The 26,005-nt window shown below is 52.1% G+C and carries 22 protein-coding genes and 1 pseudogene; 5 read left to right on the top strand and 18 right to left on the bottom strand.

Annotated elements, in window-relative coordinates; all coding sequences use genetic code 11:
- Positions 1–49 precede the first annotated feature (49 nt).
- From recJ to ACJJIN_RS01160, 3 genes are all read right to left on the bottom strand, one after another.
- Positions 50–1,777 (bottom strand): single-stranded-DNA-specific exonuclease RecJ, encoded by a 1,728-nt coding sequence (recJ, locus tag ACJJIN_RS01170; RefSeq protein WP_444896549.1) that lies wholly within the window; start codon positions 1,775–1,777, stop codon positions 50–52.
- 60 nt (positions 1,778–1,837) lie between these two features.
- A complete protein-coding gene (gene thrC, locus ACJJIN_RS01165; RefSeq protein ID WP_444896548.1) occupies positions 1,838–3,238 on the bottom strand; it encodes a threonine synthase in 1,401 nt (466 codons plus the stop codon).
- A gap of 86 nt (positions 3,239–3,324) precedes the next feature.
- Positions 3,325–4,647, bottom strand: a complete 1,323-nt coding sequence (locus tag ACJJIN_RS01160; protein ID WP_444898218.1) for a homoserine dehydrogenase — start codon at positions 4,645–4,647, stop codon at positions 3,325–3,327.
- A gap of 404 nt (positions 4,648–5,051) precedes the next feature.
- On the opposite strand from ACJJIN_RS01160, the gene ACJJIN_RS01155 reads away from it, so the two are divergent.
- From ACJJIN_RS01155 to aspA, 3 genes are all read left to right on the top strand, one after another.
- Positions 5,052–6,065, top strand: a complete 1,014-nt coding sequence (locus ACJJIN_RS01155; RefSeq protein ID WP_444896547.1) for an asparaginase — start codon at positions 5,052–5,054, stop codon at positions 6,063–6,065.
- A gap of 105 nt (positions 6,066–6,170) precedes the next feature.
- On the top strand, positions 6,171–6,986 hold the full coding sequence (locus ACJJIN_RS01150; protein WP_444896546.1) for a helix-turn-helix domain-containing protein: 816 nt from the start codon (positions 6,171–6,173) through the stop codon (positions 6,984–6,986).
- Positions 6,987–7,092: 106 nt separating this feature from the next.
- Positions 7,093–8,559, top strand: a complete 1,467-nt coding sequence (gene aspA / locus ACJJIN_RS01145; protein ID WP_444896545.1) for an aspartate ammonia-lyase — start codon at positions 7,093–7,095, stop codon at positions 8,557–8,559.
- A gap of 52 nt (positions 8,560–8,611) precedes the next feature.
- Here aspA and ACJJIN_RS01140 read toward each other — a convergent pair whose 3' ends face one another.
- The 6 genes from ACJJIN_RS01140 to ffh form a co-directional block, all read right to left on the bottom strand.
- Positions 8,612–9,361 (bottom strand): DsbC family protein, encoded by a 750-nt coding sequence (locus ACJJIN_RS01140; protein WP_282933659.1) that lies wholly within the window; start codon positions 9,359–9,361, stop codon positions 8,612–8,614.
- Positions 9,362–9,680: 319 nt separating this feature from the next.
- Positions 9,681–10,037 carry a 50S ribosomal protein L19 gene (gene rplS / locus ACJJIN_RS01135; protein ID WP_282934563.1) on the bottom strand — a complete coding sequence of 119 codons (357 nt, stop codon included), beginning with the start codon at positions 10,035–10,037 and terminating at the stop codon, positions 9,681–9,683.
- A 73-nt stretch (positions 10,038–10,110) separates the two neighbouring features.
- Positions 10,111–10,875 (bottom strand): tRNA (guanosine(37)-N1)-methyltransferase TrmD, encoded by a 765-nt coding sequence (trmD, locus tag ACJJIN_RS01130; protein WP_413662806.1) that lies wholly within the window; start codon positions 10,873–10,875, stop codon positions 10,111–10,113.
- A 12-nt stretch (positions 10,876–10,887) separates the two neighbouring features.
- Positions 10,888–11,427 carry a ribosome maturation factor RimM gene (gene rimM, locus ACJJIN_RS01125; protein ID WP_108735295.1) on the bottom strand — a complete coding sequence of 180 codons (540 nt, stop codon included), beginning with the start codon at positions 11,425–11,427 and terminating at the stop codon, positions 10,888–10,890.
- A gap of 22 nt (positions 11,428–11,449) precedes the next feature.
- Entirely contained in the window at positions 11,450–11,689 is a 240-nt protein-coding gene (gene rpsP / locus ACJJIN_RS01120; RefSeq protein WP_108733998.1) for a 30S ribosomal protein S16, read from the bottom strand.
- A gap of 155 nt (positions 11,690–11,844) precedes the next feature.
- Positions 11,845–13,254, bottom strand: a complete 1,410-nt coding sequence (ffh, locus tag ACJJIN_RS01115; protein ID WP_444896544.1) for a signal recognition particle protein — start codon at positions 13,252–13,254, stop codon at positions 11,845–11,847.
- A 205-nt stretch (positions 13,255–13,459) separates the two neighbouring features.
- On the opposite strand from ffh, the gene ACJJIN_RS01110 reads away from it, so the two are divergent.
- Both ACJJIN_RS01110 and ACJJIN_RS01105 read left to right on the top strand, forming a co-directional pair.
- Positions 13,460–14,260 carry a cytochrome C assembly family protein gene (locus ACJJIN_RS01110; RefSeq protein WP_444896543.1) on the top strand — a complete coding sequence of 267 codons (801 nt, stop codon included), beginning with the start codon at positions 13,460–13,462 and terminating at the stop codon, positions 14,258–14,260.
- Between the two features lie 79 nt (positions 14,261–14,339).
- The gene (locus tag ACJJIN_RS01105) at positions 14,340–15,602 is read left to right on the top strand and encodes an HlyC/CorC family transporter (RefSeq protein ID WP_444896542.1); all 1,263 of its coding nucleotides are present in this window, start codon (positions 14,340–14,342) and stop codon (positions 15,600–15,602) included.
- 12 nt (positions 15,603–15,614) lie between these two features.
- Here the strand turns inward: ACJJIN_RS01105 and rnhB are convergent, their stop codons facing one another.
- From rnhB to rseP, 9 genes and pseudogenes are all read right to left on the bottom strand, one after another.
- Positions 15,615–16,235, bottom strand: a complete 621-nt coding sequence (rnhB, locus tag ACJJIN_RS01100) for a ribonuclease HII (RefSeq protein WP_444896541.1) — start codon at positions 16,233–16,235, stop codon at positions 15,615–15,617.
- Between the two features lie 9 nt (positions 16,236–16,244).
- On the bottom strand, positions 16,245–17,414 hold the full coding sequence (gene lpxB / locus ACJJIN_RS01095; RefSeq protein WP_444896540.1) for a lipid-A-disaccharide synthase: 1,170 nt from the start codon (positions 17,412–17,414) through the stop codon (positions 16,245–16,247).
- Positions 17,415–17,515: 101 nt separating this feature from the next.
- A complete protein-coding gene (lpxA, locus tag ACJJIN_RS01090; protein ID WP_444896539.1) occupies positions 17,516–18,295 on the bottom strand; it encodes an acyl-ACP--UDP-N-acetylglucosamine O-acyltransferase in 780 nt (259 codons plus the stop codon).
- Positions 18,296–18,401: 106 nt separating this feature from the next.
- Positions 18,402–18,842 carry a 3-hydroxyacyl-ACP dehydratase FabZ gene (gene fabZ, locus ACJJIN_RS01085; protein WP_108734005.1) on the bottom strand — a complete coding sequence of 147 codons (441 nt, stop codon included), beginning with the start codon at positions 18,840–18,842 and terminating at the stop codon, positions 18,402–18,404.
- A gap of 78 nt (positions 18,843–18,920) precedes the next feature.
- Positions 18,921–19,982 (bottom strand): UDP-3-O-(3-hydroxymyristoyl)glucosamine N-acyltransferase, encoded by a 1,062-nt coding sequence (gene lpxD / locus ACJJIN_RS01080; RefSeq protein ID WP_444896538.1) that lies wholly within the window; start codon positions 19,980–19,982, stop codon positions 18,921–18,923.
- A 14-nt stretch (positions 19,983–19,996) separates the two neighbouring features.
- Positions 19,997–20,512, bottom strand: coding sequence for an OmpH/Skp family outer membrane protein (locus ACJJIN_RS01075; RefSeq protein ID WP_413662813.1), 516 nt, complete (start codon positions 20,510–20,512; stop codon positions 19,997–19,999).
- Between the two features lie 68 nt (positions 20,513–20,580).
- Entirely contained in the window at positions 20,581–23,160 is a 2,580-nt protein-coding gene (bamA, locus tag ACJJIN_RS01070; RefSeq protein WP_444896537.1) for an outer membrane protein assembly factor BamA, read from the bottom strand.
- 61 nt (positions 23,161–23,221) lie between these two features.
- Positions 23,222–24,499 (bottom strand): annotated as a pseudogene (bamA, locus tag ACJJIN_RS01065) (outer membrane protein assembly factor BamA); the annotation flags it as partial.
- Between the two features lie 111 nt (positions 24,500–24,610).
- Positions 24,611–25,966: an RIP metalloprotease RseP gene (gene rseP, locus ACJJIN_RS01060; protein WP_282933671.1), complete on the bottom strand. Its 1,356-nt coding sequence runs from the start codon at positions 25,964–25,966 to the stop codon at positions 24,611–24,613.
- Positions 25,967–26,005 lie beyond the last annotated feature (39 nt).

Here is a 26,005-nt window from a genome sequence, read left to right as displayed (position 1 = left end):
GTTGCAAAAAACTCTGTGTTTTTCCCAACAGCCAAATACAAAGTGCGCCCTATACCGCTTCTAACAGGCTCACCATTAATTGCAGGGATTCCCGCCCGCGAAATTCATTAACATCGAGCTTAAAAGCCAAGCGCACTCTTTCCGTGGGCTGCGGCCACTGCTCGGTGTCCACATTAAAAGCAATAGCATCCAGTGCCAGTTGCGGCGCCTGGGGCGGCGCCACCACCATTTTTAAATGGCGCTCGCCGACAATGCGCTGTTGCAGCAACAGGAATTCACCGTCGAATACCGGCTCTGGAAACGCCTGTCCCCAGGGCGCACAAGCGCGCAACATGGCTGCCGTGTGCAAAGTGTAATCCCCAGATTCCAACTCACCGTCAGAGTCGATAACCGCGTGCAGCTGGTTTTCATTCAGGCGGTTGCGCACCACCTGCTCAAAAGCCTTGCGGAAAGCCTCCAGGTTTTCCTGGGGTAAGCTCAGCCCCGCCGCCATGGCGTGGCCACCGAACTTGCTGATCAGGTCCGGATGAGCGGCAGCTACGTCACTCAGGGCATCGCGAATATGCAGCCCGGGAATCGAACGCGCAGAGCCCTTAACCAGGCCGTTATCACCCTCTGCAAATGCGATCACCGGGCGGTGGAATTTCTCTTTGATGCGGCTGGCCAAAATACCCACCACACCTTGATGCCAGTTGGCATCGTACAGACACAAACTCCAGGGAATTTCGCCCTCCAGGCGCAACTCATCCAGGGCCGCCATTGCCTCCCGCTGCATCCCCTGCTCGATCGCTTTGCGATCCCGGTTCAGGGCGTCCAGCTCGCCGGCCAGTTCCCGCGCTTCACTGGGATCGCGGGTGAGCAGGCAGCGGATACCGGTGCCGATATCGTCGAGACGACCAGCCGCATTAATTCGCGGCCCCAAAATAAAACCAATATCTGTGGTAGAGAGCCTGCGCTGGTCGCGCCCGGCAACCTCCATCAGGGCGGCAATACCGGGCCGGCAGCGGCCGGCGCGGATACGGGCGATACCCTGGTGAACCAGAATCCGGTTGTTGTGATCCAGCGGGACCAGGTCGGCCACAGTACCCAAGGCGACCAAATCCAGGTATTCGGCCATATTGGGCGGGGCGATACCGCTCTGCTCAAACCACCCACTCTGCTGTAGGGCCGTGCGCAAACGGCTGAGCAGATAAAAGATCACCCCCACCCCAGCGAGGTTCTTGCTGGGAAAGTCACAGTCCGGCTGGTTCGGGTTTGCGATGGCATCCGCCTGCGGCAGCTCACTGCCGGGCAGGTGGTGATCCGTCACAATCACTTTCATACCAGCAGCTTTTGCCGCTGCCACGCCCTCGATACTGCTAATACCGTTATCTACGGTGATCAGCAGATCGGGCTGATAATCTTTGGCTACCTCAACAATTTCTGGAGTCAGCCCGTAGCCGAAGTCAAAGCGATTCGGCACCAGGTACTCCACTCCCGGCGCGCCCATTGCACCCAGGGCCAACACCCCCAAGGTGCTACTTGTGGCTCCATCCGCATCGAAATCCCCCACGATAAGGATTTTCTTTTGCCCGTGGATAGCATCCACCAGCAAGGAAACGGCAGCCTCCAGCCCTCGCATACTCTGCGGGCTCTGTAATTGAGAGAGGCTGTGATCCAGCGCTTCTTCGCTGACAATCCCCCGCCCCAACAGGACACGCTGCAATATTTTTGGTGTTTCAGAAGCAAAACGGCCAGTAGACAAATCCACTGGCCGTCGCTGAATTTTTGTACTCAATGTATTTCTCAGCAAACTAATAGCTAATCGGTTGCCGCTTATTGCACGACAGTGTGCCGATTAACTGCTTTCTGACAGCATCGTCGCCATATAGTCGTGTACTTGGGACAAGTTATTGGGCAATACCTTGAAGCGCTCCTCCCGCTGCCAGAGATCCTGCATATGACTCGGCAGGGGAATCTCTTTTTCTGGCAGGGCCTGGGCCACGGCATCGGGGAATTTTGCCGGGTGTGCGGTAGATAAGCAAACCATGGGCTGTTCGGTAGAGTGACGTACCTGTCGTGCGGCTTCAACCCCGATAGCAGTATGCGGATCGAGTAGATATTCGCAGGAGCTGAAGGTCTCGCCAATCACTTCAACCGTACGCTTGTCACCCACCCGACTGGAGGAGAAAACTTCCCTCGCTTTGCCCAGGGCCGATTCACTCAAATGCATGGGCTGGCTGCGATCCGCGAGCAATTCAGCAACCGTCGCACCATCGCGACCGTAGAGATCAAACAGCAATCGCTCAAAGTTGCTCGACACCATAATATCCATACTGGGAGACAAGCTGTGCACCAGTGGTTTGGGAGTGTGGTCATTGCCGCTGATGCAGCGATGCAGAATATCGTTGGCATTGGTCGCAATTACCAATTGGTCGATAGGCAATCCCATCTGCCTCGCCAGGTAACCGGCAAAAATATCGCCAAAATTACCGGTGGGTACGGAGAAATTAACGGTTTTATCCGGCGCCCCCAGGCGCAGGGCGGCATAAAAGTAGTAGACGATCTGCGCCATAATCCGCGCCCAGTTAATGGAATTAACCGCTACCAGGCGGCGTCCATCGGGCAGGAATGATTGATCGGCAAAACTCGCTTTCACCATATTCTGGCAATCGTCGAAATTACCTTCGAGAGCGATATTAAATACGTTGTCCGACTGCACTGTGGTCATCTGGCGTCGCTGGACTTCAGATACACGGTTATGGGGGTGCAGAATAAAAATATCGATATTGTCGCAATGGCGGCAACCTTCGATCGCGGCCGAACCGGTATCACCAGAAGTTGCCCCCATAACCACCACTCTTTCACCGCGCTTTTTCAGCAGGTGATCAAAGAGTTGACCGAGGAACTGCAAGGCAAAATCTTTAAATGCCAGGGTGGGCCCATGAAACAACTCGAGCACCCACTCATTGGTGTCTGTCTGCACCAGCGGGGCAATAGCCTTGTGGCGGAAGTGCTTGTAGGAACGCCCGATAATACCGCTCAGCTCTTCATCACTGAGATCACCCCCCACAAACGGCTGGATAATGCGAAAGGCCAGCTGCTCGTAATCGAGCCCCGCCATAGAGGCAATTTCCTCGTGAGAAAACTTCGGCAAAGTCTCGGGAACATAGAGGCCTCCATCGCTGGCAAGGCCTGTTAGTACGGTATCGGCGAAGGAGAGAGACGGCGCGCTGCCGCGTGTGCTGACAAATTTCACAGTATTTCTTGGCTCTTATCGCTGGCTGGGGAGTTTATTGATTGGGGCACCGAGCCCGGGGTTATGTCACTCGGCGCCTGTGGAGTTTATCCGAGGCTCTCTACGCGAATCCTGACGACTTCACCTTCGACCGTTTCCAACGCCTCTATTTGTGCAACCGCTTGGCGGAGGCTGGCTTCATCGGCCCGGCTGGTCAAAATCACCACCGGGACAAGTGCCTCACCTTCAACCGGTTCGTGCTGGATCAGAGCCTCGATGCTGATGCCTTGATCACTGCAAATGGTGGCCACCTGAGACATAACACCGGGCTTGTCGTGGGCGGCGATACGCAGGTAATAACTGGTAATAACATCTTCTTCCGGCAGAACCTGGGTTCCCCCTTGGTTCGCAAGGGCGACACCCGCTGCCGGCACTCTGTGCTCCGGCTTGGCCTCAAGAGTGCGGGCCACATCAACAAGATCGGCGATCACTGCCGATGCCGTGGCTTCATCGCCCGCACCAGCGCCATAATACAGGGTTGGTCCCACAGCATCGCCGCTGACCAGCACCGCATTCATAACGCCGTTTACGTTGGCGATCAGGCGGCGCTGGGGGATTAAAGTCGGGTGCACCCGCAACTCCACGCCCTTGTCAGTGCGACGCGCAATCCCCAGATGCTTGATACGGTATCCCAGCTCATCGGCGTAGCGAATATCTTCACTACAGATCCGGCTGATGCCTTCGGTGTACACCTTGTCAAAAGCAAGGGGCATAGCAAATGCCAGAGAAGCCATAATCACCAGCTTGTGAGCAGCATCGATACCTTCCACATCAAAAGTGGGGTCCGCTTCCGCATATCCTAAAGCTTGGGCTTGGGCCAGAGCTTCATCAAAGCTCCGCCCTTTTTCCCGCATCTCAGTGAGGATGTAATTGCCGGTGCCATTAATAATTCCGGCGAGCCACTGCACCTGGTTGCCCACCAATCCTTCGCGCAGGGATTTAATAATAGGAATACCGCCAGCTACCGCCGCCTCATAGGCAATGGTGACATTGTGCTTTGCGGCCAGCTCAAACAGCTCGTTGCCGTGTTCGGCAATCAACGCCTTGTTAGCGGTGACAACATGCTTGCCATTTTCAATCGCTGTGCGCACCAGCTCCTTGGCTACCGTAGTACCACCGATAAGCTCCACCAAAATATCCACGTTGGGATTATTGGCGACATCGAAAATTTCCCGGGTAACGTTTATCTGGCTGGTATCACAGTGTGCGTTATCGCGGCGCGCACCTATTTGCTCAATGACCAGGGCGCGACCGCAACGGGCTGCAATTTCCCGCCCATTGCGCGCCAATACATTCACCGTTCCACTGCCGACAGTACCCAGGCCACAGATACCGATCCGCACGGCACGGGGTGCCTTTTTTACAACCACCTGAGCCTCCGCCTCCGCAGTCTCTTCCACTGTTGCGCTCACAATGTTCCTCCGCGCAACTATAGGGGCAGCGAACCAGACCGGGATCTACCCCCGATTACATAGAAAGTGCCACCACAGGAAGCCGCGCAATAAATGCAAATAAAATTGACAAAAGATCATCAACCTTACCGAGCGGAACGTAAAAAAGTCAATATAATTGCGCCATAAAGGCACCGCTTCCGGCTAGAGTAAAGTCGAAACTTCTGTCACCCAAAATCACCTCTTGAAACCAACAGCGTCCTCAGTAGATGCTATATGAGCATCTACTAGCATCAGGTAACAGCAACCTGCGAAATTGCATCCACCGCGCCTTTGCACAAAATAGGGGCGTACTGAATCCGGACTCAGATAGTGGTCGAGTAATGAAGAAAACCCTAATCCTTTATACAGGCGGAACCCTGGGAATGCGCCGAAGCGAATCGGGCTATGTGCCTGACGCCGACCTGGAAGGCGCTCTGGGCCGCCTCTTACAAGATGTTATCGGCCAGCTTCCACAATACGATTTCCAGGCACTCGACCCACTGCTGGATAGCGCCAATATGCGACCAAAGGACTGGTATCACATTGCCAGCCTGATACGCGACAACTATAGCCAGTACTCAGGCTTTTTGGTGTTGCACGGCACCGACACCATGGCCTACACCGCCTCAGCACTGTCCTTTGCCCTGCAAGGCATAGAAAAGCCCGTGGTCGTCACCGGTTCCCAGATTCCCTTGCGGGAGATGCGTAGCGACGCCTATAACAACTTAATTGCGGCGCTATTATTAAGCGGCTCCGACGATATCAGGGAGGTCTGCCTCTACTTCAACGGTAAACTCCTACGCGGCAACCGTGCAGTAAAGGTCAGCTCTGGCTCACTGGATGCTTTTAGCAGCCCCAATTACCCCTGCCTCGGGGAAGTGGGTATCCAGGTCAATATCGACCACAACGCCCTGCTGGTGCCCACCGGTGAACCGCAGTTTCAGATTCCCGCCGATGCCAATGGCGGAGTGATTTTACTGAAACTATTTCCCGGTATATCTCCCTCACTGATTGAAAAAATTTTAGAGAGCCGCCCCAAGGGTCTGATTATTGAAACATACGGCACCGGCAATGCACCGACTGACGACAGCGCATTTACCGAGCAGCTTGAGAAGGCCTCAAAGCTCGGCACTATTTGTGTAGCAGTGTCCCAGTGTTTGGAGCACCAGGTGGATCTGGGTAAATACGCTGCGGGCTCCGCACTGCTTGATGCCGGTGTTATAGGTGGTCTGGATATGACCAGCGAAGCCTGTTTTGTAAAACTCAACCACCTGTTGGCAATGGGCTATTCCGATATGGAAATTAAAACCCTATTACAGCGCCCGTTGTGCGGTGAGTGCAATCACCCCAACTGATAAAAACTGAAACTATTGGCGAAGCCATATGGCTTCGCCTTTAAAAAAGGACCGAGTGATTAACAGGGATTGAAGGGATAACCTCTATCCAGAAGCAAAATACCGATGAGCAACGATTTTTCGCAAAACCTCCGCCTTCTGTGCAGCTTCTACCCATCCATAGCCGAGGTGTGCCGGCGAATTGGGGTGAACCGTGCCCAGTTCAATAAATATCTCAACGGTAACACTCAACCCTCCCAGTATACCCTGGGAAAGATATGTCATTTTTTTGGCGTAGAGCCCCATGAAATCGTGATGCCCCACGAGCAATTCAGCCAAATTGTTCGCGTACGCAACGCGCCCGTCTCCGACAGCCTCCCCGCCAGGCCCTACAATCGCGATATTGATACTCTGATGCGGGAGTCCCAGGGGCGGGCCGATAAATATTTAGGCTTCTATTTCGAGTACCACTACTCCATGACCTTCTCCGACCATATTATTCGCAGCCTGCTGCATATTGAGTCAGATGGTGATGGGTATTATTTTCAGCGCTTCGAACGAATGCGCTACCCGGACAGGGATGAGTGGTATAAATCCCGCTATAAAGGCATGCTGCTCTTTCTTGCCGATCGTATTTTTCTGGTTGGCTATGAATCACTGACTCACAATGAAATCGCACAAACTATTTTATACCCTACTTATAAAAGCCGAGTCAGCTATCTATCCGGATTAAAGCTGGGAGCATCCGCCAGTGACAGGCGTGAGCCCGTCTGCACAAAAGTAGTTCTCGAATCTCTCGGTCACAACATCAGCATAAAAAATGCACTGAAATTATGTGGTGTTTTTGGTCCTGAGTCCGAAGAGATAAACAAAAACATCCGCGAGAATATTCGCGCAACCTCTACAGAGGGGCCGCAGAGTTTCTTTGCGACACCACTCTAAAAATACTTCCCAATTAATTACTAAATTACCCCAACACGAGGCTTGCGGGAGGTGGAGATATTACCCCACCCCACACAGGCCCATACGATGAAGAGAAGAGAAACTGATGACCAACGATTTCCACACACTCAAACCAATGCCGGTTTTTAGTGCAGGTGCAGAAACCCGCTTGGAGAAAGACTTATTGGGTGAGCGCGAAGTACCGGCCGATGTCTATTTTGGCATTCAAACTTTGCGCGCTTTGGAAAATTTCCAGATTACCGGAATTACCCTGAATCACTTCCCCAATCTGGTAAAAGCACTGGCGATGGTAAAAAAAGCTGCAGCCAACGCCAATGGACAGCTCGGCTACCTGGAGCCCAAACTGCAAGGTGCCATTGCCACTGCTTGTGACGAGATTATCGATGGCAAACTGCACGATCAATTTTTGGTAGATATGATTCAGGGCGGCGCCGGCACTTCTACCAATATGAATGCCAACGAGGTGATTGCCAACCGCGCGCTGGAATTACTCGGTCACAACAAAGCCGAGTACAAAAAAGTACACCCCAACAACCATGTAAACCTGTCGCAATCTACCAATGATGTTTATCCAACCTCGATAAACCTGGCCATTCTACTCAGCTACAGCGATCTGGTTCAGTCCATGGAGAGCTTGTGCGTTGAGTTCGACAAGAAGGCCAAAGAGTTTGCCTCAGTAATTAAAATGGGGCGCACCCAGCTGCAAGATGCCGTACCCATGACCCTGGGCCAGGAGTTTGCCGCTTTCGCCGCTACTGTGCGCGAAGATGTCGACAGAGTTAAAGAGCTGGTCGCTCTATTCAAAGAGATCAATATGGGGGGCACCGCGATCGGAACCGGCATTAATACGGACCCGGAATATCGCCAGCTGGTTGTTAACGCGCTGTCAGAGATTTCCGCCATCGACTTTGTCTGCGCAGAAAACCTGGTGGAAGCCACTTCCGACATGGGCGCCTTCGTGATGTTCTCCGGCGTAATGAAACGCATCGCCGTTAAGATCTCGAAAATTTGCAGCGATTTACGCCTGATTTCCAGCGGCCCTCGCGCTGGCCTCAATGAAATTAACCTGCCGCCGATGCAACCCGGCTCATCCATTATGCCCGGCAAGGTCAACCCGGTTATTCCCGAAGTGGTTAACCAGGTTGCCTACCAGGTGATCGGCAACGACCTCACGATTACCCTGGCTGCTGAATCCGGCCAGTTGCAGCTCAATGTAATGGAGCCAGTAATCGCCTTTAACCTGCTACAGTCCATGCGCCTGATGACCCAAGCCATGACCACGCTTGCGGATCGTTGTGTGAGCGGCATCACTGCCAACGAAGAGCACTGCCTGCAACTGGTTGAGAACAGCATCGGCCTGATTACTGCGGTAAACCCGTTTATTGGCTATGAAAATGCCACCCGCATCGCCAAGCAGGCACTAATTACCGGTGCCAGTGTGAAGCAGTTAATCCTTGATGAGGGGTTACTGAGTGAGGAGGAACTGAACGATATCCTCGCGCCGGAGAATATGACCCAGCCGAGAAAAGTAGAAATTAAAAACCCTGCTTGAAAACAAAAACCGGCGGCCTCTCGGCTGCCGGTTTTTTAGCTATCAGCCGGGCTTAAATTCCCAGCTCTTTAAGCAGGCGATCCGGTGGTAAGTAACCGGGAACAACCCGACCATCTTCCATCACGATAGTCGGCGTACCGCGCACATCGATAGCCTCGTTGCCCAGCTTGTATTGAGCTGCCACCGGGTTTGTCTTACAGACATCCAAAGGCACATTTTCACGGTTCTTAAGTGCAGTCAACGTCTTGTTGCTGTCTTCCGCACACCATGCAGTTGCCAGCTTGCGATACCCCAGGGAATTCAGGCCACCGCGCGGGAATGCCAGGTAGCGCACTTCGATACCGCGCTTGTTCAGCTCGGGCACATCCTGGTGCAGCTTGCGGCAGTAACCGCAGTCCACATCGGTAAATACATAAACGCTTGCCTTGGTTTCACCTTTTGGGGAGAAGACAATCATATCTTCTGTATCAAGGGCGCCCATAACCGCAGCGCGGCGCGTCGCTCTACGCTGCTCGGAAAGGTTGGCAACACCGCCAGCCTTCACCTGATAGAGATCGCCGTAAACAAAGTGATTACCATCAGCAGAGACGAACAGGGTCGTGTTGCCATCATCGACATCCACTTCGTAAAGCCCCTCAATTGGACTCTCCCGCACCTCTCCATAGGTTGCTTTGGGATTACTCGCCTCAAGGCGTGTCTTGATGGTTTTTACAACGTTGGTATCGACTTCTGCCAACGCTGCAGAGCCCACCAGACTGAGTAGCGCGCCAGCGATTGCCAGCGGCTTCTTGATAAGCGTCATTACCAATTGCTCCTTAAATTCTCATTGGGCTTCGACTTAATCATCGGCCTTCAGTTCCAGCCAGTATGGCAGCTCTTTGCCGCTGCGAACCTAATTGGCACGTTTTAACATATCCAGTCACCTTGGACTACGCAAAACACCGCAAGACGTGAGCGCTTTAGCGAAATTGACTGTATCCCCGCGCCAGGGCAAGCCCGTGTCCATTTATGTCAGTTAAGGCAAGCAGACCCAATGAGGGGCACCAAATATGCTGCTCGTAACCCACATACAAAAAAGGCCGAAGCGTACGCTTCGGCCTTTTTCTGCGATCAAGGAGAGCTTAGTTGAGCTTCTCTTTGATACGTGCAGCTTTACCAGTCAGGCTGCGGAGGTAGTACAGCTTGGCCTGACGCACGTCACCGCGACGCTTAACCTTGAGGCTGTCAACCATCGGGCTGTGAGTCTGGAAAGTACGCTCAACGCCAACACCGTGGGAAATTTTACGCACGGTGAAGGAGGAGTTCAGACCACGGTTGCGCTTACCGATAACCACGCCTTCGAACGCCTGCAGACGCTCACGGTTGCCCTCTTTTACTTTTACCTGAACGATTACAGTGTCGCCCGGTGCGAAGGGAGGTACTTCGCTCTTCAGCTGTTCCTGCTCCAGCTGCTGGATAATTTTGTTAGTCATTTGGATCGCTCCCAAATACAGATTGTGTAGCTTCTCAGCTAGTTCACCGAACTACTCGCGCCTCCCGGCGAATTCGGCCTCAATTTTCTTCGAGCTTCTGTTCCCGCTGGATCTCATCCAGCAACAACTTCTGCTCATCGCTCAACTCCAACCCTTGCAATAAGTCCGGGCGTCGCTGTTGCGTGCGCGCCAATGCCTGCTTCAGGCGCCAGCGGCGTATTCTTTCATGGTTGCCGGAAAGCAAAACTTCCGGTACCGCTACTCCCCGATATTGCTCCGGTCGGGTGTAGTGTGGGCAGTCCAGCAGGCCAGAGGAGAAAGAGTCCTCAACCGCCGATTGGTTGTGTCCAAGTGCGCCGGGAATCAAGCGGGTAATAGCATCCACCATCACCATAGCAGCCAGTTCGCCACCGCTGAGGACATAGTCACCAATGGACCACTCCTCGTCGATCATAGATTCGACGATACGCTCATCCACACCTTCATAGCGCCCCGCCAACAACACCAGGTTGCCAGCTGCAGACAGCTGCTCCACTCCACCCTGATCGAGCTGTCGACCCTGGGGAGACATGTAGATACTGCGTACAGATTCACCATCTTCACCAGCCCAAGCTCGAGCAGCCTCGAGAGCCTGGTAAAGAGGCTCAGCTAACATCACCATTCCCGGTCCGCCGCCGTAAGGGCGATCGTCCACAGTCCGGTGCCTGTCACTGGTAAAGTCCCGAGGATTCCAACAGCGAACTTCTAATAGGCCATCTTTCACAGCCCGTCCACTGACGCCATACTCGGTCAATGCGGCAAACATTTCCGGAAAAATGCTTACCAGAGCGATTCGTTTTGTCATCGCTCCTACGCCTTAAAAAGCCGGGTCCCAGTCGACGGTTATTACACCGACTTCCAGGTCAATATTGGTAATAAACTGATCAGGTAGATAGGGAATCAAGCGCTCGCGCTTATCCGCTCCACCGCGCACCACCATTACATCGTTGGCGCCAGTTTCCATCATGCGAGCGACGGTACCAAAGTCGTGATCTTCGCCATCGAAATGGCTGACAACCTTTAACCCTTCGAGCTGGTGCCAGTAATACTCACCATGCTCAAGCTCAGGCATCAGTTCACGAGCTACAGCAATATCGCGCTGGCAAAGTCGAGCCGCCAAATCGCGGTCATCAATGCCTTTCACATGTACAATCAAGCCCTTGCCGTGACGCTTACCAGCGTCAATTTCGAGAGCTTCCCAACCTTTCGGCCCCTGCAAGCGCCAATTAGGGAACTGCAGGATGTTGTCCATCGGCTCGGTATAGGAGTGAACCTTGACCCAGCCGCGCACACCATAAACGGTAGTAACGCGCCCAACCGTGACCAACTCTTCGGAAGGTTTTCCGTTATCTGTCACAGGAGCACCACTTACGCGCAAATTAAGCAGATTCTTTCAGAAGCTTGCCGACGCGGTCAGAAACCTGTGCGCCACGACCCAGCCAGAAATCAACACGCTCGCGATCAACACGCAGACGCTCTTCCTGACCACGGGCAACCGGGTTGAAGAAACCAACACGTTCAATAAAACGACCGTCGCGAGATTTGCGGCTGTCGGTAACGGTCAGATGATAAAATGGGCGCTTTTTAGCACCACCACGGGCCAAACGAATGGTTACCATGTAACTTTCCTATAGGTTCAACACTAGGCAACCGCACTAAGCAGTCACCACAACAACTTTTTACCGGCAGCAGGGCCGGCAGAAAGGCGGCGTATTCTAATGTACCACCCCAGATTTGTATAGGGTCGCCAAGCCGCCCGGAGAACCGCGGTTCTCTACTTCTTTTTGAGGCCCGGTGGCAGGCCTCCAGGCATACCACCCATGCCGCCCATACCACCGCCCATACCGGGCAGGCCGCCGAGTCCGCGCATCATTTTGCCCATGCCGCCGCCTTTGAGCTTCTTCATCATCTTGCCCATCTGCTTGTGCTGCTTGAGCAGGCGATTCAAGTCCTGCAGCTGGGTGCCGGAACCGGCAACGATACGGCGCTTGCGCGAACCGTTAAGAAGGTCAGGATTGCGGCGCTCGGCCGGCGTCATGGAGGAAATCAGGGCATCCATACGCTTAAATTCTTTGCCCATATCGGCCTGTTGTGCAGCCTGCGCTACACCGCCCATGCCGGGCATTTTCTCCAACAGGGAGCCAAAGCCACCCATGTTTTGCATTTGCTGCAACTGATCGCGCAGGTCTTCCAGGTCAAAGCCTTTACCCTTCTGGACCTTCTTAACCAGCTTTTCGGCTTTCTCTTTGTCAATCTTCTGCTCTGCTTCTTCAATCAGAGACAGAATGTCACCCATACCCAGGATACGGGAGGCGATACGATCCGGGTGGAAGGTTTCCAGGGCGTCGGTCTTTTCACCAACACCGATAAACTTGATTGGCTTACCGGTGACGTGACGCACGGAGAGAGCGGCACCACCACGGGCATCGCCATCGGCCTTGGTGAGAATCACACCGGTCAGCGGCAGTGCATCATTAAAGGCACTTGCGGTATTTACCGCATCCTGACCGATCATTGCGTCGATCACGAACAGGGTTTCCGCCGGGTCCAACTCGCTGTGCAGCTCACGGATCTCATCCATCAGCTCGGAGTCCACATGCAGTCGACCAGCGGTATCCACAATCAGCACATCGGCAAATTGTTTACGGGCAGCGTCCACAGCACCCTTGGCAATATCCAGCGGTTTCTGCTCAGCTGTAGAGGGGTAAAACTGTGCCCCCACTTCACCGGCCAAGGTCTCCAGCTGCTTGATAGCGGCGGGGCGGTAGACGTCCGCACTCACCACCATGACTTTTTTCTTTTCACGCTCCTGCAGGTATTTGGCCAGCTTGGCCACACTGGTGGTTTTACCAGCGCCCTGGAGGCCCGCCATCAGGATTACCGCCGGAGGTTGCACGGCGAGGTTGAGAGGCTCTGCAGCCGCACCCATCACCTTAACCAGCTCATCCTGAACAATCTTGACGAACTGCTGGCCCGGGTTGAGAGCCTTGCTAACCTTCTGTCCTACCGCAGCGGTGCGCACTTGCTGAACAAATGCCTTAACCACTGGCAGAGCGACATCCGCCTCCAACAGCGCCTTGCGCACTTCGCGCAAAGTATCGCGGATATTGTCATCCGTAAGGCGCGCTTTACCGGTAACTTTCTTTAAGGCCGCCGATAAGCGGTCACTCAGGTTATCGAACATAAATTCGTCTCGATCTCTCCGTTTACGGACTCAACCCCAGTGCGGAGGGGCGCGAAATTAGGGGGGAGCAAACTGCAACTCCCTCTCTGAGGCGCGGCAGTATAGCCCAGGTCTCGCCACAGCCGAAATATCGCAAGTCTTCCTTGTTTCAACTGGCTATGACACACTCCTGCCCTAACGCAATAATGAAGACACGGATTTACCCATGGCGGCTTTCGCCCACTGGACAGCTATCGCTCTCTACCTGGCCACAACCATAGTTGCAGGTGCGGCTCTGGCCCGAAAACAACAGCCGAATTCCAAACTGCTTCTCAGCCTTTTGGCGGGTGCACTTGTCACCCACGGAATATCCCTGGGACACGTTCTCTTTTCACCCGAAGGCTATCGCTTTGACCTGCTGGCAATGCTCTCGCTGATTGCCTGGGTAGTTAACTTTCTATTATTGATCCTGGCCGTTGGCCGGCCACTTACGCTACTTATTCTTATTTTCGCACCAGTGGGAGCCGCCACTGAATTTGCCGCATCCCATATTTGGGGCACCGTAACGCCACATCAACAAATCTCTGCCGGCATTGCGGTACACGCTCTATTGTCTATTTCTGCCTATTCGCTGCTGACCCTGGCTACCCTTCAGGCGATCTATCTTTATTACCTTAACCAGCAACTGCACAACCACAGGCCGGTAGGCGCCACCCGTCTTCTGCCACCATTGCAGAGCATGGAATCACTGCTGTTTGGCCTGATCACTTTCGGGCAACTACTGCTCACCGCCTCCCTGCTGACCGGTTTCGTCTTTGTTGGCAATTTGTTTGAAGAGGGGCCAATACACAAAACCATCCTCTCTATGGTCGCCTGGGTTCTTTACACCATACTCCTATGGGGACACTGGAGGTTGGGCTGGAGAGGCAATACCGCTGTGCGTTGGACCTTAAGCGCTTTCGCCGCCCTACTACTTGCCTATTTTGGTAGTAAGCTGGTTATGGAAGTCATTCTCCAGCGCGGGTAATCGAATATACGACTGCAAAGCTTGCGGAGGTCGGCAATATGTTCCAATATCTCCGCTTGGAAATAAAAAGAGTTCTCCCTTGAACGAGATGCCCACGGGCCTGCTATTCGGTTTGCTGGCCCTATTGATACTGATATCCGCCTTCTTCTCCAGCTCCGAAACCAGCATGATGGCGCTTAACCGCTATCGTCTGCGGCACCAAGCCAAAAGCGGGCACCGCGGGGCAAAGCGCGCCACCGAGCTACTCGCACGCCCGGACAAGCTGATCGGTTCAATTCTAATCGGCAACAATCTCGTTAACGTTCTTGTGTCTGTAATCGCCGGCTCGGTATTCGCGCAAATTTATGGAGAAATACTCACCACCATAGTCTTAACTCTTGCCCTGCTGATTTTTGCTGAGGTCACACCAAAGACTATTGCCGCTCTACACCCGGAAAAAATTGCTTTCCCCGCCTCATTTATTTTGCGCCCACTGCAATGGCTGCTCACTCCCCTGGTGCTGTTGATTGGTGGCATATCCAACGGCCTGGCGCGTATGTTGGGAGTCGAAACAAAAGCGAATAGCGAAGCGGAACACCTGGCCCCCGAAGAACTCCGAACCGTTGTATTCGAATCAGGCGCCCTGCTTCCCAGCAAGCACAAGGGCATGTTGCTCAACGTGCTGGACCTGGACCAGGCAACCGTTGAAGACATCATGATTCCGCGCAATGAAGTCATGGGCGTTGACCTGGAAAACAGCGCCGAACAGATCCTGCAGCAGCTAGCGGAAAGTTCCTACACTCGCCTCCCCGTATATCGCGGTGACATCAATCGAGTAGTAGGCATACTTCACCTGCGAAAAGCGGCGCAGATACTGCGCGACGGACCGGAAAATTTAACAGCAGAGCGGCTCCACTCCTTCACCGATGAACCTTACTTCGTACCCGAGGCAACACCACTCCCCACACTGCTGATGAACTTCCAGAAAACCAAGCGCCGCATGGGGCTGGTAGTTGATGAGTACGGAGAGGTAATGGGTATCGTTACCCTAGAAGATCTGCTGGAGGAAATTGTCGGCGACTTCACCGCAAGTCCAGTACCCAGCGATGACGAGGAGATAGTCGCCATAGAAGATGGCTGGTACATGATCGAAGGCGGCACTTCTATTCGCGATATTAATCGTACCCTGGGCTGGGAACTGCCCACTGACGGGCCAAAAACTTTTAACGGCCTGGCAATGGAACACTTGGAGAGCATCCCCGACGGCAATATCAGCCTGTACATCCTCAATTACCTGGTGGAAATTGAGGAGGTCTCAGACAAGATGATTACCCGGGCCAGAATCAAGCGAATCGATAAATAGCGCTACAACCGTTTATCTCTCAACCTCTTCTAGCAAGCGCCTTACCGGTGCAAAGCTGGTGCGGTGTATTGGAGTGGGCCCCTGCAACTGTAAAGCTTCCATATGCGCCTTGGTGGGATACCCTTTATGACCTGCAAGGCCGTAACCGGGATATTCAGAGTCCAGCACCACCATTTCCCTATCACGGGTCACCTTAGCCAAAATAGATGCCGCCCCAATTGCAGCGACACGACCATCGCCCTTTACAACGGTATCGCAAGGGTAATCCCAGTTCGGTTTTTTATTGCCATCCACCAACACAAATTCAGGCTGCACGGATAGCTGTGCAACTGCACGATGCATCGCCAGTAAACTTGCCTGCAAAATATTTAGCTGGTCAATTTCCTCAACTGTTGCACGAGCTATGGAGTAACTGAGTGCTCGCTCACAAATCTCATCAAATAACTGCTCGCGCTTTTTTTCAGTCAGCTTTTTGGAGTCTGCAAGCCCGGCAATTGGCTTGCCGGGATCAAGGATCACAGCAGCTGCAACCACATCACCAGCTAAAGGGCCGCGCCCAACCTCATCGACACCTGCAATCAAATCACCCTTGAAAGGGCAGACATAGGGGGGCAATTCTGTTTTACTACTCATAATTTATTACTACTCGGCAGATTCCGGCTTAGCTTCCAGTAGCCCCACCACGGCATCGGCAGCCCGCTCAGAAGCATTTCGCCTCAACTGTTGATGCATCTCGAAAAACTCGCGCTCTAAATGATCCCCAAGAAGCGGGTCTTCAAAGTACTGCATCACTGCCGCACCAAGATTCTCTGGAATGGCATCATTCTGCAAAATTTCTGGCACCAGTTCTTTTTGGGCTAATAAATTTGGTAGCGAAACCCATGGGGTGTGCAGCATCCGTGAGACGATCAATGACGTCAACCTGCCCAGCTTATAGGTAACGACCATGGGCTTTTTAAGCAACATTGTCTCTAGGGTTGCTGTACCCGATGCAATGAGCACACAGTCTGCCGCAGAAACGGCTCGTCTCGATTGCCCCTCAAGTAAAGTAATAGGGAGTTCTGGATAATCTTTTAGCTGCTCTTGAATCTCATCCATACGCTGCTTGTTAGCAGCGGGAATAACAAATTTAATATCCGAGTGACGCTGGTGGCACCATCGGGCCGTCTGCAGAAACAACGGCCCCAGCATGCGAACCTCACCTCCACGGCTGCCAGGCAAAAGGGCAATTACCCGGTCGTCTTTCTCAAAGCCCAATGCTTTGCGTTCGCCGGCGACATCCACTTGCAGGGGAATTTCATCAGCCAAAGGGTGGCCAACAAAGGTCACCGGTACTTGGTTATCTCGGTAGAAATTCGCTTCAAATGGAAGCAGGGTCAACATGTGGTCGACAGCCCGCGCAATCTTTTTAATTCGACCCTGCCGCCAGGCCCAAACCGAAGGACTGACATAATGGACGGTGGGGATACCCTCAGCCTTGAGTGCAGCCTCAAGAGTCAATGTAAAGTCCGGGGAATCTATACCAATAAATAGATCGGGCGGGCTATCAGTAAAGTGGCGACGGAGAGATCTGCGGATTTTCAACAGTTCCGGAAGGCGCTTCAAAGGCTCTACCAGCCCCATTACCGACAGCCGCTCCATAGGAAATAAACTTTTAGCACCCAGTTCCAGCATGCGCGGCCCGGCAATCCCCCCAAACTCTACATTGGGAAGCCGAGTTTTTAATGCGGCCATTAAACCAGAACCGAGGATATCTCCTGACGCCTCACCGACAACGATACCAATTCGTATCGGCTTATTTTTTTCTGACACGCCTATATCCCTCCTCTTGGGGAGCTGTTTATGTTGGAATTAAATGGGAGTTGCATAAAGTGCAATCGGAGCTGCACAAAACAGCTCCAAAGAGAAGTGAATTAGCGAACAATGCCGCGAGTGGAAGACTGCAAAGACTCTATCCACGGCTGAATAACTGGAGATTGTTCGCGCAACTCCATCAAGGCCTGCAGCGCCTCTTGCATAGTGAGACCGCGACGATAAACGGTCTTGTAAGCCTTATTGATCAGGGCAATATCTTCTCTAGAAAAGCCCCGTCTGCGCAGCCCTTCTGAGTTAATGGTCTTTGCTTCGGCAGGGTTTCCGGCAACCATAACATAAGCAGGAACGTCTTTACCGATAGCAGCGCCCATTCCCAGGAAAGCATGCTCTCCCACAGTACAGTTCTGGTGAACCAAACTATAACCACTCAGAATCGCCCAGTCCTTAACAACAACATGACCGGCCAAACCACAGTTATTCACCATAATAGTGTGATTACCAACGACGCTATCGTGGCCAATATGGGCATAGGCCATGATCAGGTTTTCGTCACCAATAGTGGTCTCACCTCGGTCCTGAACGGTACCACGGTGGATCGTAACCCCCTCGCGAATCACGTTATTATCGCCAATAACGAGTGTCGTCTCTTCACCACGATACTTTTTGTCCGGGGTATCCTGCCCTACGGAAGCAAACTGGTAGATTCGGTTGTTCTTCCCCAGTTTGGTCGGCCCACTAAGCACCACATGAGAGGCAATATCACAGCCATCACCTATCTCTACGCCGGCTCCAACAATGGTGTAAGCACCAATACTCACCCCGGAACCAATTACTGCCGTAGAGTCGACAATAGCTGTAGGGTGGATACTTGTCTGCATTCTGGGATCTACTCCTCGGCATTAATCGTACTGGGTAACCTGTACCCTTAAAAACAAAGGCTACCCGGAAAATCCTGAACCTAACTCTCCAGCGAGCTTTACAGAATTACTGAACCTTTTTCACGGCACATAGGATATCAACAGAAGCCGCCAGCTCGCCATCAACACTGGCTTTACAAGCGAATTTCCAGATATTTCTGCGAACAGATACCGCTTCAGACTCGAGCTCAAGGCGATCACCCGGGATCACCTGACGCTTAAAGCGCGCCTTATCAACCCCACCGAACAGATACAGATATCCATCTTCCGGTTTTTTGCCAAACGTTTTAAAGCCGAGGATTCCCGAGACCTGAGCCAGGGCTTCAACAATCATCACTCCCGGGAAAATAGGCATTTCCGGAAAGTGGCCATTAAAAACTTCTTCATTTCCAGAAATGTTTTTATAGCCCTTTATATACTTCCCTTCTTCGAGTTCTACTACACGATCCACCAACAAAAAAGGATAACGGTGCGGCAGATACTCGCGAATTTCACGTACATCCATCATTCCAAATGCCCCCAGAAACCACTTCGGGGCGTAAAACGCCCCGAAAACAACAAAGCCAAATTAATTAATAACTAAAGTTCAATCGTCTGTCCCACTCTTTTGGGACAATGCCTGAACCTGTTTTTCCAAATCTTTCAATCTGCGCGCCATTTGATCCAACTGACCAAAACGCACAGCATTACGACGCCAGGTAGAACTATCGGCAAAGGATAGCGCTCCAGAGTAGCTACCAGTATCCTTTATCGACTTAGTAACAAACGTGTTACCCGACACCTGACTGCCATCTGCAATCGTTATGTGTCCGTTAATACGGCTACAGCCACCGAGAAGACAATGCTTCCCTATCTCAGCACTACCGGCAATTACGGCACACCCAGCTATGGCCGTGTAGTCACCAATCTTCACATTGTGCGCGATTTGGACCAGATTGTCGATCTTGACTCCTCGCCCAATCACCGTATCGCCCAAAGCCCCACGGTCTATACAGGTATTGGCTCCAATTTCCACATCTTCGCCAATTTGCACTCCACCAAGCTGGTGAATTTTCACCCAGCTGCCTTTATTGGGTGCAAACCCGAAACCATCGGCTCCAATAACCGTCTGGCTGTGAATAATACCGTGTGCACCGATAGAGCAGTTATGATGAAAAACAACGCCGGCATACAGGCGTGTTCCTGCACCGACTAAACTGCCCTCGCCAACATAGCAGTTAGCACCAACAATCGCTCCAGGCTCCAATTTTGCGAAGGCCTCGACCACAGAGCCGGGTCCCACGCTGACACCAGCACCAATCTCTGCCGTAGGGTGAACTACTGCAGAGGGGTGAATACCAATGGGGGCTTCGGGAGTTGTATCGAACAGGGCTGTTGCTCGAGCAAAGGCCAGGTAGGGGTCCGCAACACATAAAGCCGTTACCGGGCACTCTTCAACAAACTCTTCCGACACCAGCACTGCGGCGGCCTTGGTCGTTTTCAGAAAGCGTCGATAATTGGGACTTGCGAGGAAAGCCAAGTGCTCTGCACCGGCATCCTGCAGTGTATTTAAACCCTGAACTTTTTGATTGGAATCTGAACCGGGCGCCAACCGCAAGTCGGCCCCCAGCTCTTGCGCCAACTGGGCAAGAGAAAAGCTATCTTTCATAGAAGGCTATCGACTTACTTGGCTGCGTTCATACGCTTAACAACAGCCTCTGTCAAGTCGACGCTGGGGCTTACATAGTAGGCAGTATTGGAATCGAGCACTACGTCAAGCTTCTGCTCTTTAATCAGTGCGTCCAGGGCATCTCTGGCCTTTGGTCCCATAGAAGCCTGGATCTCTTGACCCACTTGAGCTTCCATTGCACGCAATTTTTTCACCGTTGTCTCAAAATCTGAGCGCTGGAAATTCATCTTGCGCTGGTACTCAGTCTTTTGCTCATCGGACCAGGTCACACTATTTTTCTTGGCATCTTCAGCCATTTTTTGCAGTTCAGAACGAATTGACTCGGCACTGCTCTGCAGCTTCGAATATTCAGAGCTGGTCTTCAGGGAGTTTACTTTGGTCTTAGCTGCATCAGTGCTCATGATCGCAGCCTGTAGGTTAAGTACCGCGACCTTGGTTTGCGCCAGCGCTGCGCCGGACAAGGTCATACCTGCAAGTAATACTGCAACAATTTTTACATTCTTAAGCACGTCGGTCTCTCCAATAGATTTTATTTTAATTGCGCTGATATACGCCTAATTCATTTTATCTGACAAATTTAGAAGCTGTTACCCAGAGTGAACTGGAATACTTCCACATCGTCATCATCATTTTTCTTGAGGGCTTTCGCCAAGCTAAATGTCAGCGGGCCAAAACCGGTAATCCAGGTCAAGCCTATCCCCGCAGAGACATTCATCTTACCAAAGTCCACATCGTAACAGTTGATTTGGGTATCACCACAGTTGGTATCGAATACATTACCCGCGTCAACAAAGAAAGCGGTTTGTAAGGAGCGCTGATCTTTAACAAAGGGCAATGGGAATATAACTTCTGCACTACCCTCAACTAAGATATTTCCACCAGCGGGGTCGGCATCAGCGCCAAAATCAGTAACAAGTAGATCCCCATCAGAGTCTACTAAATAACAATATTCGGTAATTTCTCCATCCGCCGTCGCACAGGGCAAGGTGCCATCCACCTGGCCTTCGTAATTAAGTCCGGAGAGAAATTCAGCCGGGCTTGAACGAGGGCCCAGAGTGTTGCGTTCAAAGCCGCGCACTGAGCCAAAACCACCGGCATAGAAGTTCTTAAAGAACGGCAGCTCATCAAGATCCCCAAAACCATCACCATAGCCCAAACGCGTACGTAAACGCAGAGTCAAACTCTTCGTTAATGGACGGAAATACTGGCCGGTATACACAAGCTTATAATACTCAAGGTCACTACCCGGAAGCGTAAACTCGAGAGATAGATTCTGGGACGCACCTCGCGTTGCCAAAATACCTCGATTCAAGGTAGAACGCGCATAAGAAGCTGTTAATCCAAGATTATTAAACGCATCCCCATAGCGATCAATAAAACCATTAGCGGTAGGGAAAAGATCCTCCATCGCAGTCATGGAGAGATCAGCTGTAACTCCATTTTCTTCATCTAAAAGGATTTGCTCGTAATCATCTAAAGTAACGGTTTTGGTAACCCCATCCACAGGAGTAGGAGAAGTTACTATTTCTTGAACGGAAGAACTCGAAGCTGACAATTCCAGGTGACTGAAATTAATATTCAAGCCGACACGGGAAATTTCTGACATCGGGTAACCAAAATTAACGCCACCGCCATAAGTCGTAGTGTTGTAATCAGAGAGGTTAACCTCAGAGTAATCGTTCTCTGTATAGAAAACATTAAAGCCCCGACTCACACCATCCGGTGTGAAATATGGGTCGAGGTAAGAGAAATTAACAGAGGTCTGGTAAGTAGAAGCATTTAACCCAATACCTACGGATTTACCCGTACCTAACCAGTTATTTTCCTGGACATTGGCTCCCAGTACCAAGCCACTGCTCTGGGCCCAGCCTATAGTGCCGCCGATAGAGCCTGAGGGTTGCTCTTCAACCGTGTATTCAACATCAATTTGGTCAGAAGTACCCGGCACCTCACTGGTTTCCACCTCTACTTCCTTGAAGTAACCCAGGCGCTCAAGGCGGACTTTAGACTGCTCTATACGGGCAGAGGAAGCAGAAGCTGACTCCATCTGACGCATCTCGCGGCGCAAAACCTCATCCGTAGTGCGAGTATTACCTCGGAAATTAATTCGGCGAACGTAAGCCCGCTTGCCGGGGTTGATAAAGAAGGTAATTTTTACCGTTTTCTCTTCTTTATTCGGCTCGGGGATGCCATTAACCTCAGCAAAGGTATAGCCCTCATTCCCCAGGCGCTTGGTAATATAATCCGAGGTTGTTGTCATGCGAACCTGGGAGAAGGTCTGCCCTTCCCGCACCAGTAGCAAGCGCTTAACTTCTTCCTCTGGAACTACAGGATCACCGGCCAGGTCCACTTCACTAATGGTATAAACATCGCCCTCAAACACATTGACGGTGATAAATACACTCTCTTTATCGGGGCTCAGGGAAACCTGTGTGGAATCAATTTTAAAATCCAGGTACCCACGATCCAGGTAATAGGATTCGAGACGCTCCAGGTCGCCGGTCAATTTCTCTCGGGAATACTTGTCATCACTGCGCAACCACGACAACCAGCCGGTGGTTTGCAGCTCAAAAATCTCTCCAAGCTCTTCATCGGAGAACGCTTTATTGCCGACAATATTGATGTGCTTAATTGCGGCTACTGAGCCTTCATCAACAATTACGCGAAGCTCAACCTGGTTGCGCGGCAACTCTTTTACTTCAGTTTTAACACTGGCGTCATAGCGTCCCTGGCCAACATATTGACGCTGCAGCTCCTGAGCCAACCCCTCAAGGGTTGCGCGCTTGAAGATCTGCCCCTCTGAAAGGCCATTCTCCTGCATGCCTTTCAACAAGTCTTCTGTTGCAATCGCCTTGTTACCCGTAATTTCAATCTTGGAAATTGCAGGTCGCTCGCGCACAGTGATAACCAGGACACCATTCTCCTGGCCAATTTGAATATCCTCAAAGTAACCAGTGCGAAACAGCGCCCGAGTGGCACTCTGAATTTCCAGAGTCTCCACCTCATCCCCCACTCGCACAGGGAGAGCTGAGAATACGGTACCGGCAGAGACGCGCTGCAGCCCTTCCACACGGATGTCATCAACTACAAATGACTGTGCTAAAGCACTGAGAGGCAGTGCCAGACTAAGAGAAGCCGCTTTCAGGAAATGTTTCATCTACTAATTCCAGGTGTTTTTATTCGCAATCCAGGAGTTACAGCGCCAACTAGCGCCCCGCTCCCCCAGAATCAGAGGGTTGCCCCTCTACCATGTAATCAACATCGGGCCGGTCTGAGGTGCCGGACACCTTAGTTGTTTCAACTTTCACTACCTTCAAGTATCCAAGGCGCTCAAGACGCACTTTGGATTGCTCTATACGCGCAGAGGAAGCCAAAGCTGACTCCATCTGGCGCAGTTCACGCCGCAAGACTTCATCTGCGGTGCGAGTGTTCCCGCGAAAACTAATACGTCGCACATAAGTGCGCTTTCCCGGATCAATAAAGAAGGTAATTTTTACTGTACTCTCGTCTTCATTGGCCTCAGGAACACCATTCACTTCGGCAAAAGCGTAACCTTTGTTGCCCAAGCGTTTAGCAATATAGTCTGAAGTGGTCGTCACCCTCGCTTGGGAAAACCGCTGACCTTCTCGCACCAATAGCAGGCGGTTGATTTCCTCCTCCGCTACTATCGGGTTTCCAGCAATTTCCACCTCACTAACCGTGTAAACACCACCCTCAACCACGTTAATAGTAATGAATACACTCTTCTTGTCCGGCCCTAGAGATACCTGAGCCGAATCAATCTGGAAACCAAGATATCCACGATCCAGGTAATAGGACTTTAAGCGCTCCAAATCACCAGTGAGTTTCTCACTAGAATACTTATCATCGCTGCGCAACCAAGAGAGCCAGCCAGTAGTTTTAAGCTCAAAAATCTCTTCCAGCTCTTTATCAGAAAAGGCTCGATTTCCTACGATATTAATATGTTTTATCGCAGCAACAGCCCCTTCATCGACAGCAACCCGTAGTTCAACCTGGTTGCGTGGCAGCTCCTTGAGCTCCGCTTTAACACTGGCGCCATATCGACCCTGCGCCACGTACTGGCGTTCAAACTCCTGGGTCAACCCCCTGAGGGTCGAACGCTTTAGGATCTGGCCTTCGGCGAGACCGTATTCCTTCATCGCCTTCAGTAGATCCTCAGTGGCAATCGCCTTGTTCCCGGATATATCTATCTTTGATATAGCCGGTCGTTCTCTCACGGTAATAACAAGAACGCTGTTTTCGTGGCCAATCTGAATATCTTCAAAAAAACCAGTGCGAAACAATACTCGGGTTGCATCCTGAATCTCGCCAGGCTCAACTTCGTCGCCTACCCGAATCGGAAGCGCTGAAAAAACTGTACCTGCAGAAACCCGCTGTAACCCGTCTACTCGGATATCGCTGAGAACGAACGACTGTGCCAAAGCGCTGAGAGGCAGCACCAGGCCCAGAAAGATCGCTTTCAGCAAATACTTCATACCGCTTCCGAGTCGCTTTTACTCACAACACAATCGTGCCAAGACAAAACGTCTCACACGTATAAAAATCTCACTCACATTATCAGCCCGGAAAAAAGCCAATCCAGGGCACTACAAACGTAAAATATCGTTGTACAGAGCCAACCCCATAATGCAGAGCACCAGGGCCATGCCCACCTGTAAACCAATCACCTGCACCCTCTCTGACACAGGGGACCCCTTGATCGCCTCAATACCGTAGTAAAGGAGGTGACCACCATCGAGTACCGGGATAGGCAACAGATTGAGTACACCAAGACTAATACTGAGCAACGCCAGCAATGACAGGAAAGACTGCCATCCCGCTTCCGCGGAAGTACCCGCCACTTTAGCAATGGTAATGGGGCCACTCAAGTTTTTGGTCGAAAGTTGACCAAATAATAGTTTCTTCAAACTATTCAGGGTAAAGACTGTTTTATCCCAGGTCTCCTGCAAGCCCTTTACTAAAGCGCCGCCCACCCCATAGTGGTAAATCCGTACTCGATCATCCGGCCAAGTCTCTGATACCGGCTGCACTCCGACCTGCCCTATGGTTTCACCGCTGTCCAGCTTGATCTCCGCCGGTGTTACGGACACCGTCAGCGGTTCGCCTCCACGCTCGACAGTGATATCCATTGGAACACCAGCGCGGGCTCTCACATAATCGGTCCAGCTTTGAAAAGATGAAAAGTCACGGCCATCGGTCGAGACAATCTTGTCTCCAGCCTTTAGTCCAGCTGAGGCTGCCGGGCTTCCCTCCACCACATTATGAAGAGTCATACTCACCGGTGGAGTCCAGAGCTGCAGTCCAATCTCCCCGAGCGGATCGGGAACTTCACGGCCGGCAAGCCAGCGATTGATATCCGCCACCATATGGTATTCGAGGTTGGAATCCGGATAGCGCACAGAGAATTCTATGGTGCCACTATCACCCAGGCGGTTTGCCAGGCGCCAATTGAGGGCCTGCCAAGTAGGGGTAGCCTCACCATCAACAGCAACAATTTCCTGCCCGGACTCAAGGCCTGCCGACGCAGCAATACTCCCGGGCTCAACGGATTTCACAATAGGAACCGGGCCCGCTGTTCCACCGAGGAACACAGCCCAGAAAAAGACTACCGCCAAAAGAAAGTTAGCGGCAGGGCCGGCAGCGGCAATCGCCATCCTCGCCCATACGCTCTTGCGGTTAAACGCCTGATCCAGCTCTTCAGCCGCTACAGGCCCCTCGCGCTCATCGAGCATTTTTACGTAACCACCGAGGGGGATAGCGGAAATAGTGAATTCGGTACCGTGGCGATCATAGCGGGAGATCAACCGGCGGCCGAACCCCACAGAAAAGCGTAGCACCTTAACACCACATAGACGTGCTACAAGAAAGTGCCCAAACTCGTGGAAAGATACCAGTACACCGAGAGCCACCAAGGCCCAGATTACCGTCTGAATTAGATCCATACTCAGCTACAACTTCTTGTCATACGCAATTTAGCGGCC

This window comes from Microbulbifer maximicatervae (SeqCode) (assembly GCF_052467505.1).
This window is presented reverse-complemented; position numbering and strand designations above follow the sequence as displayed.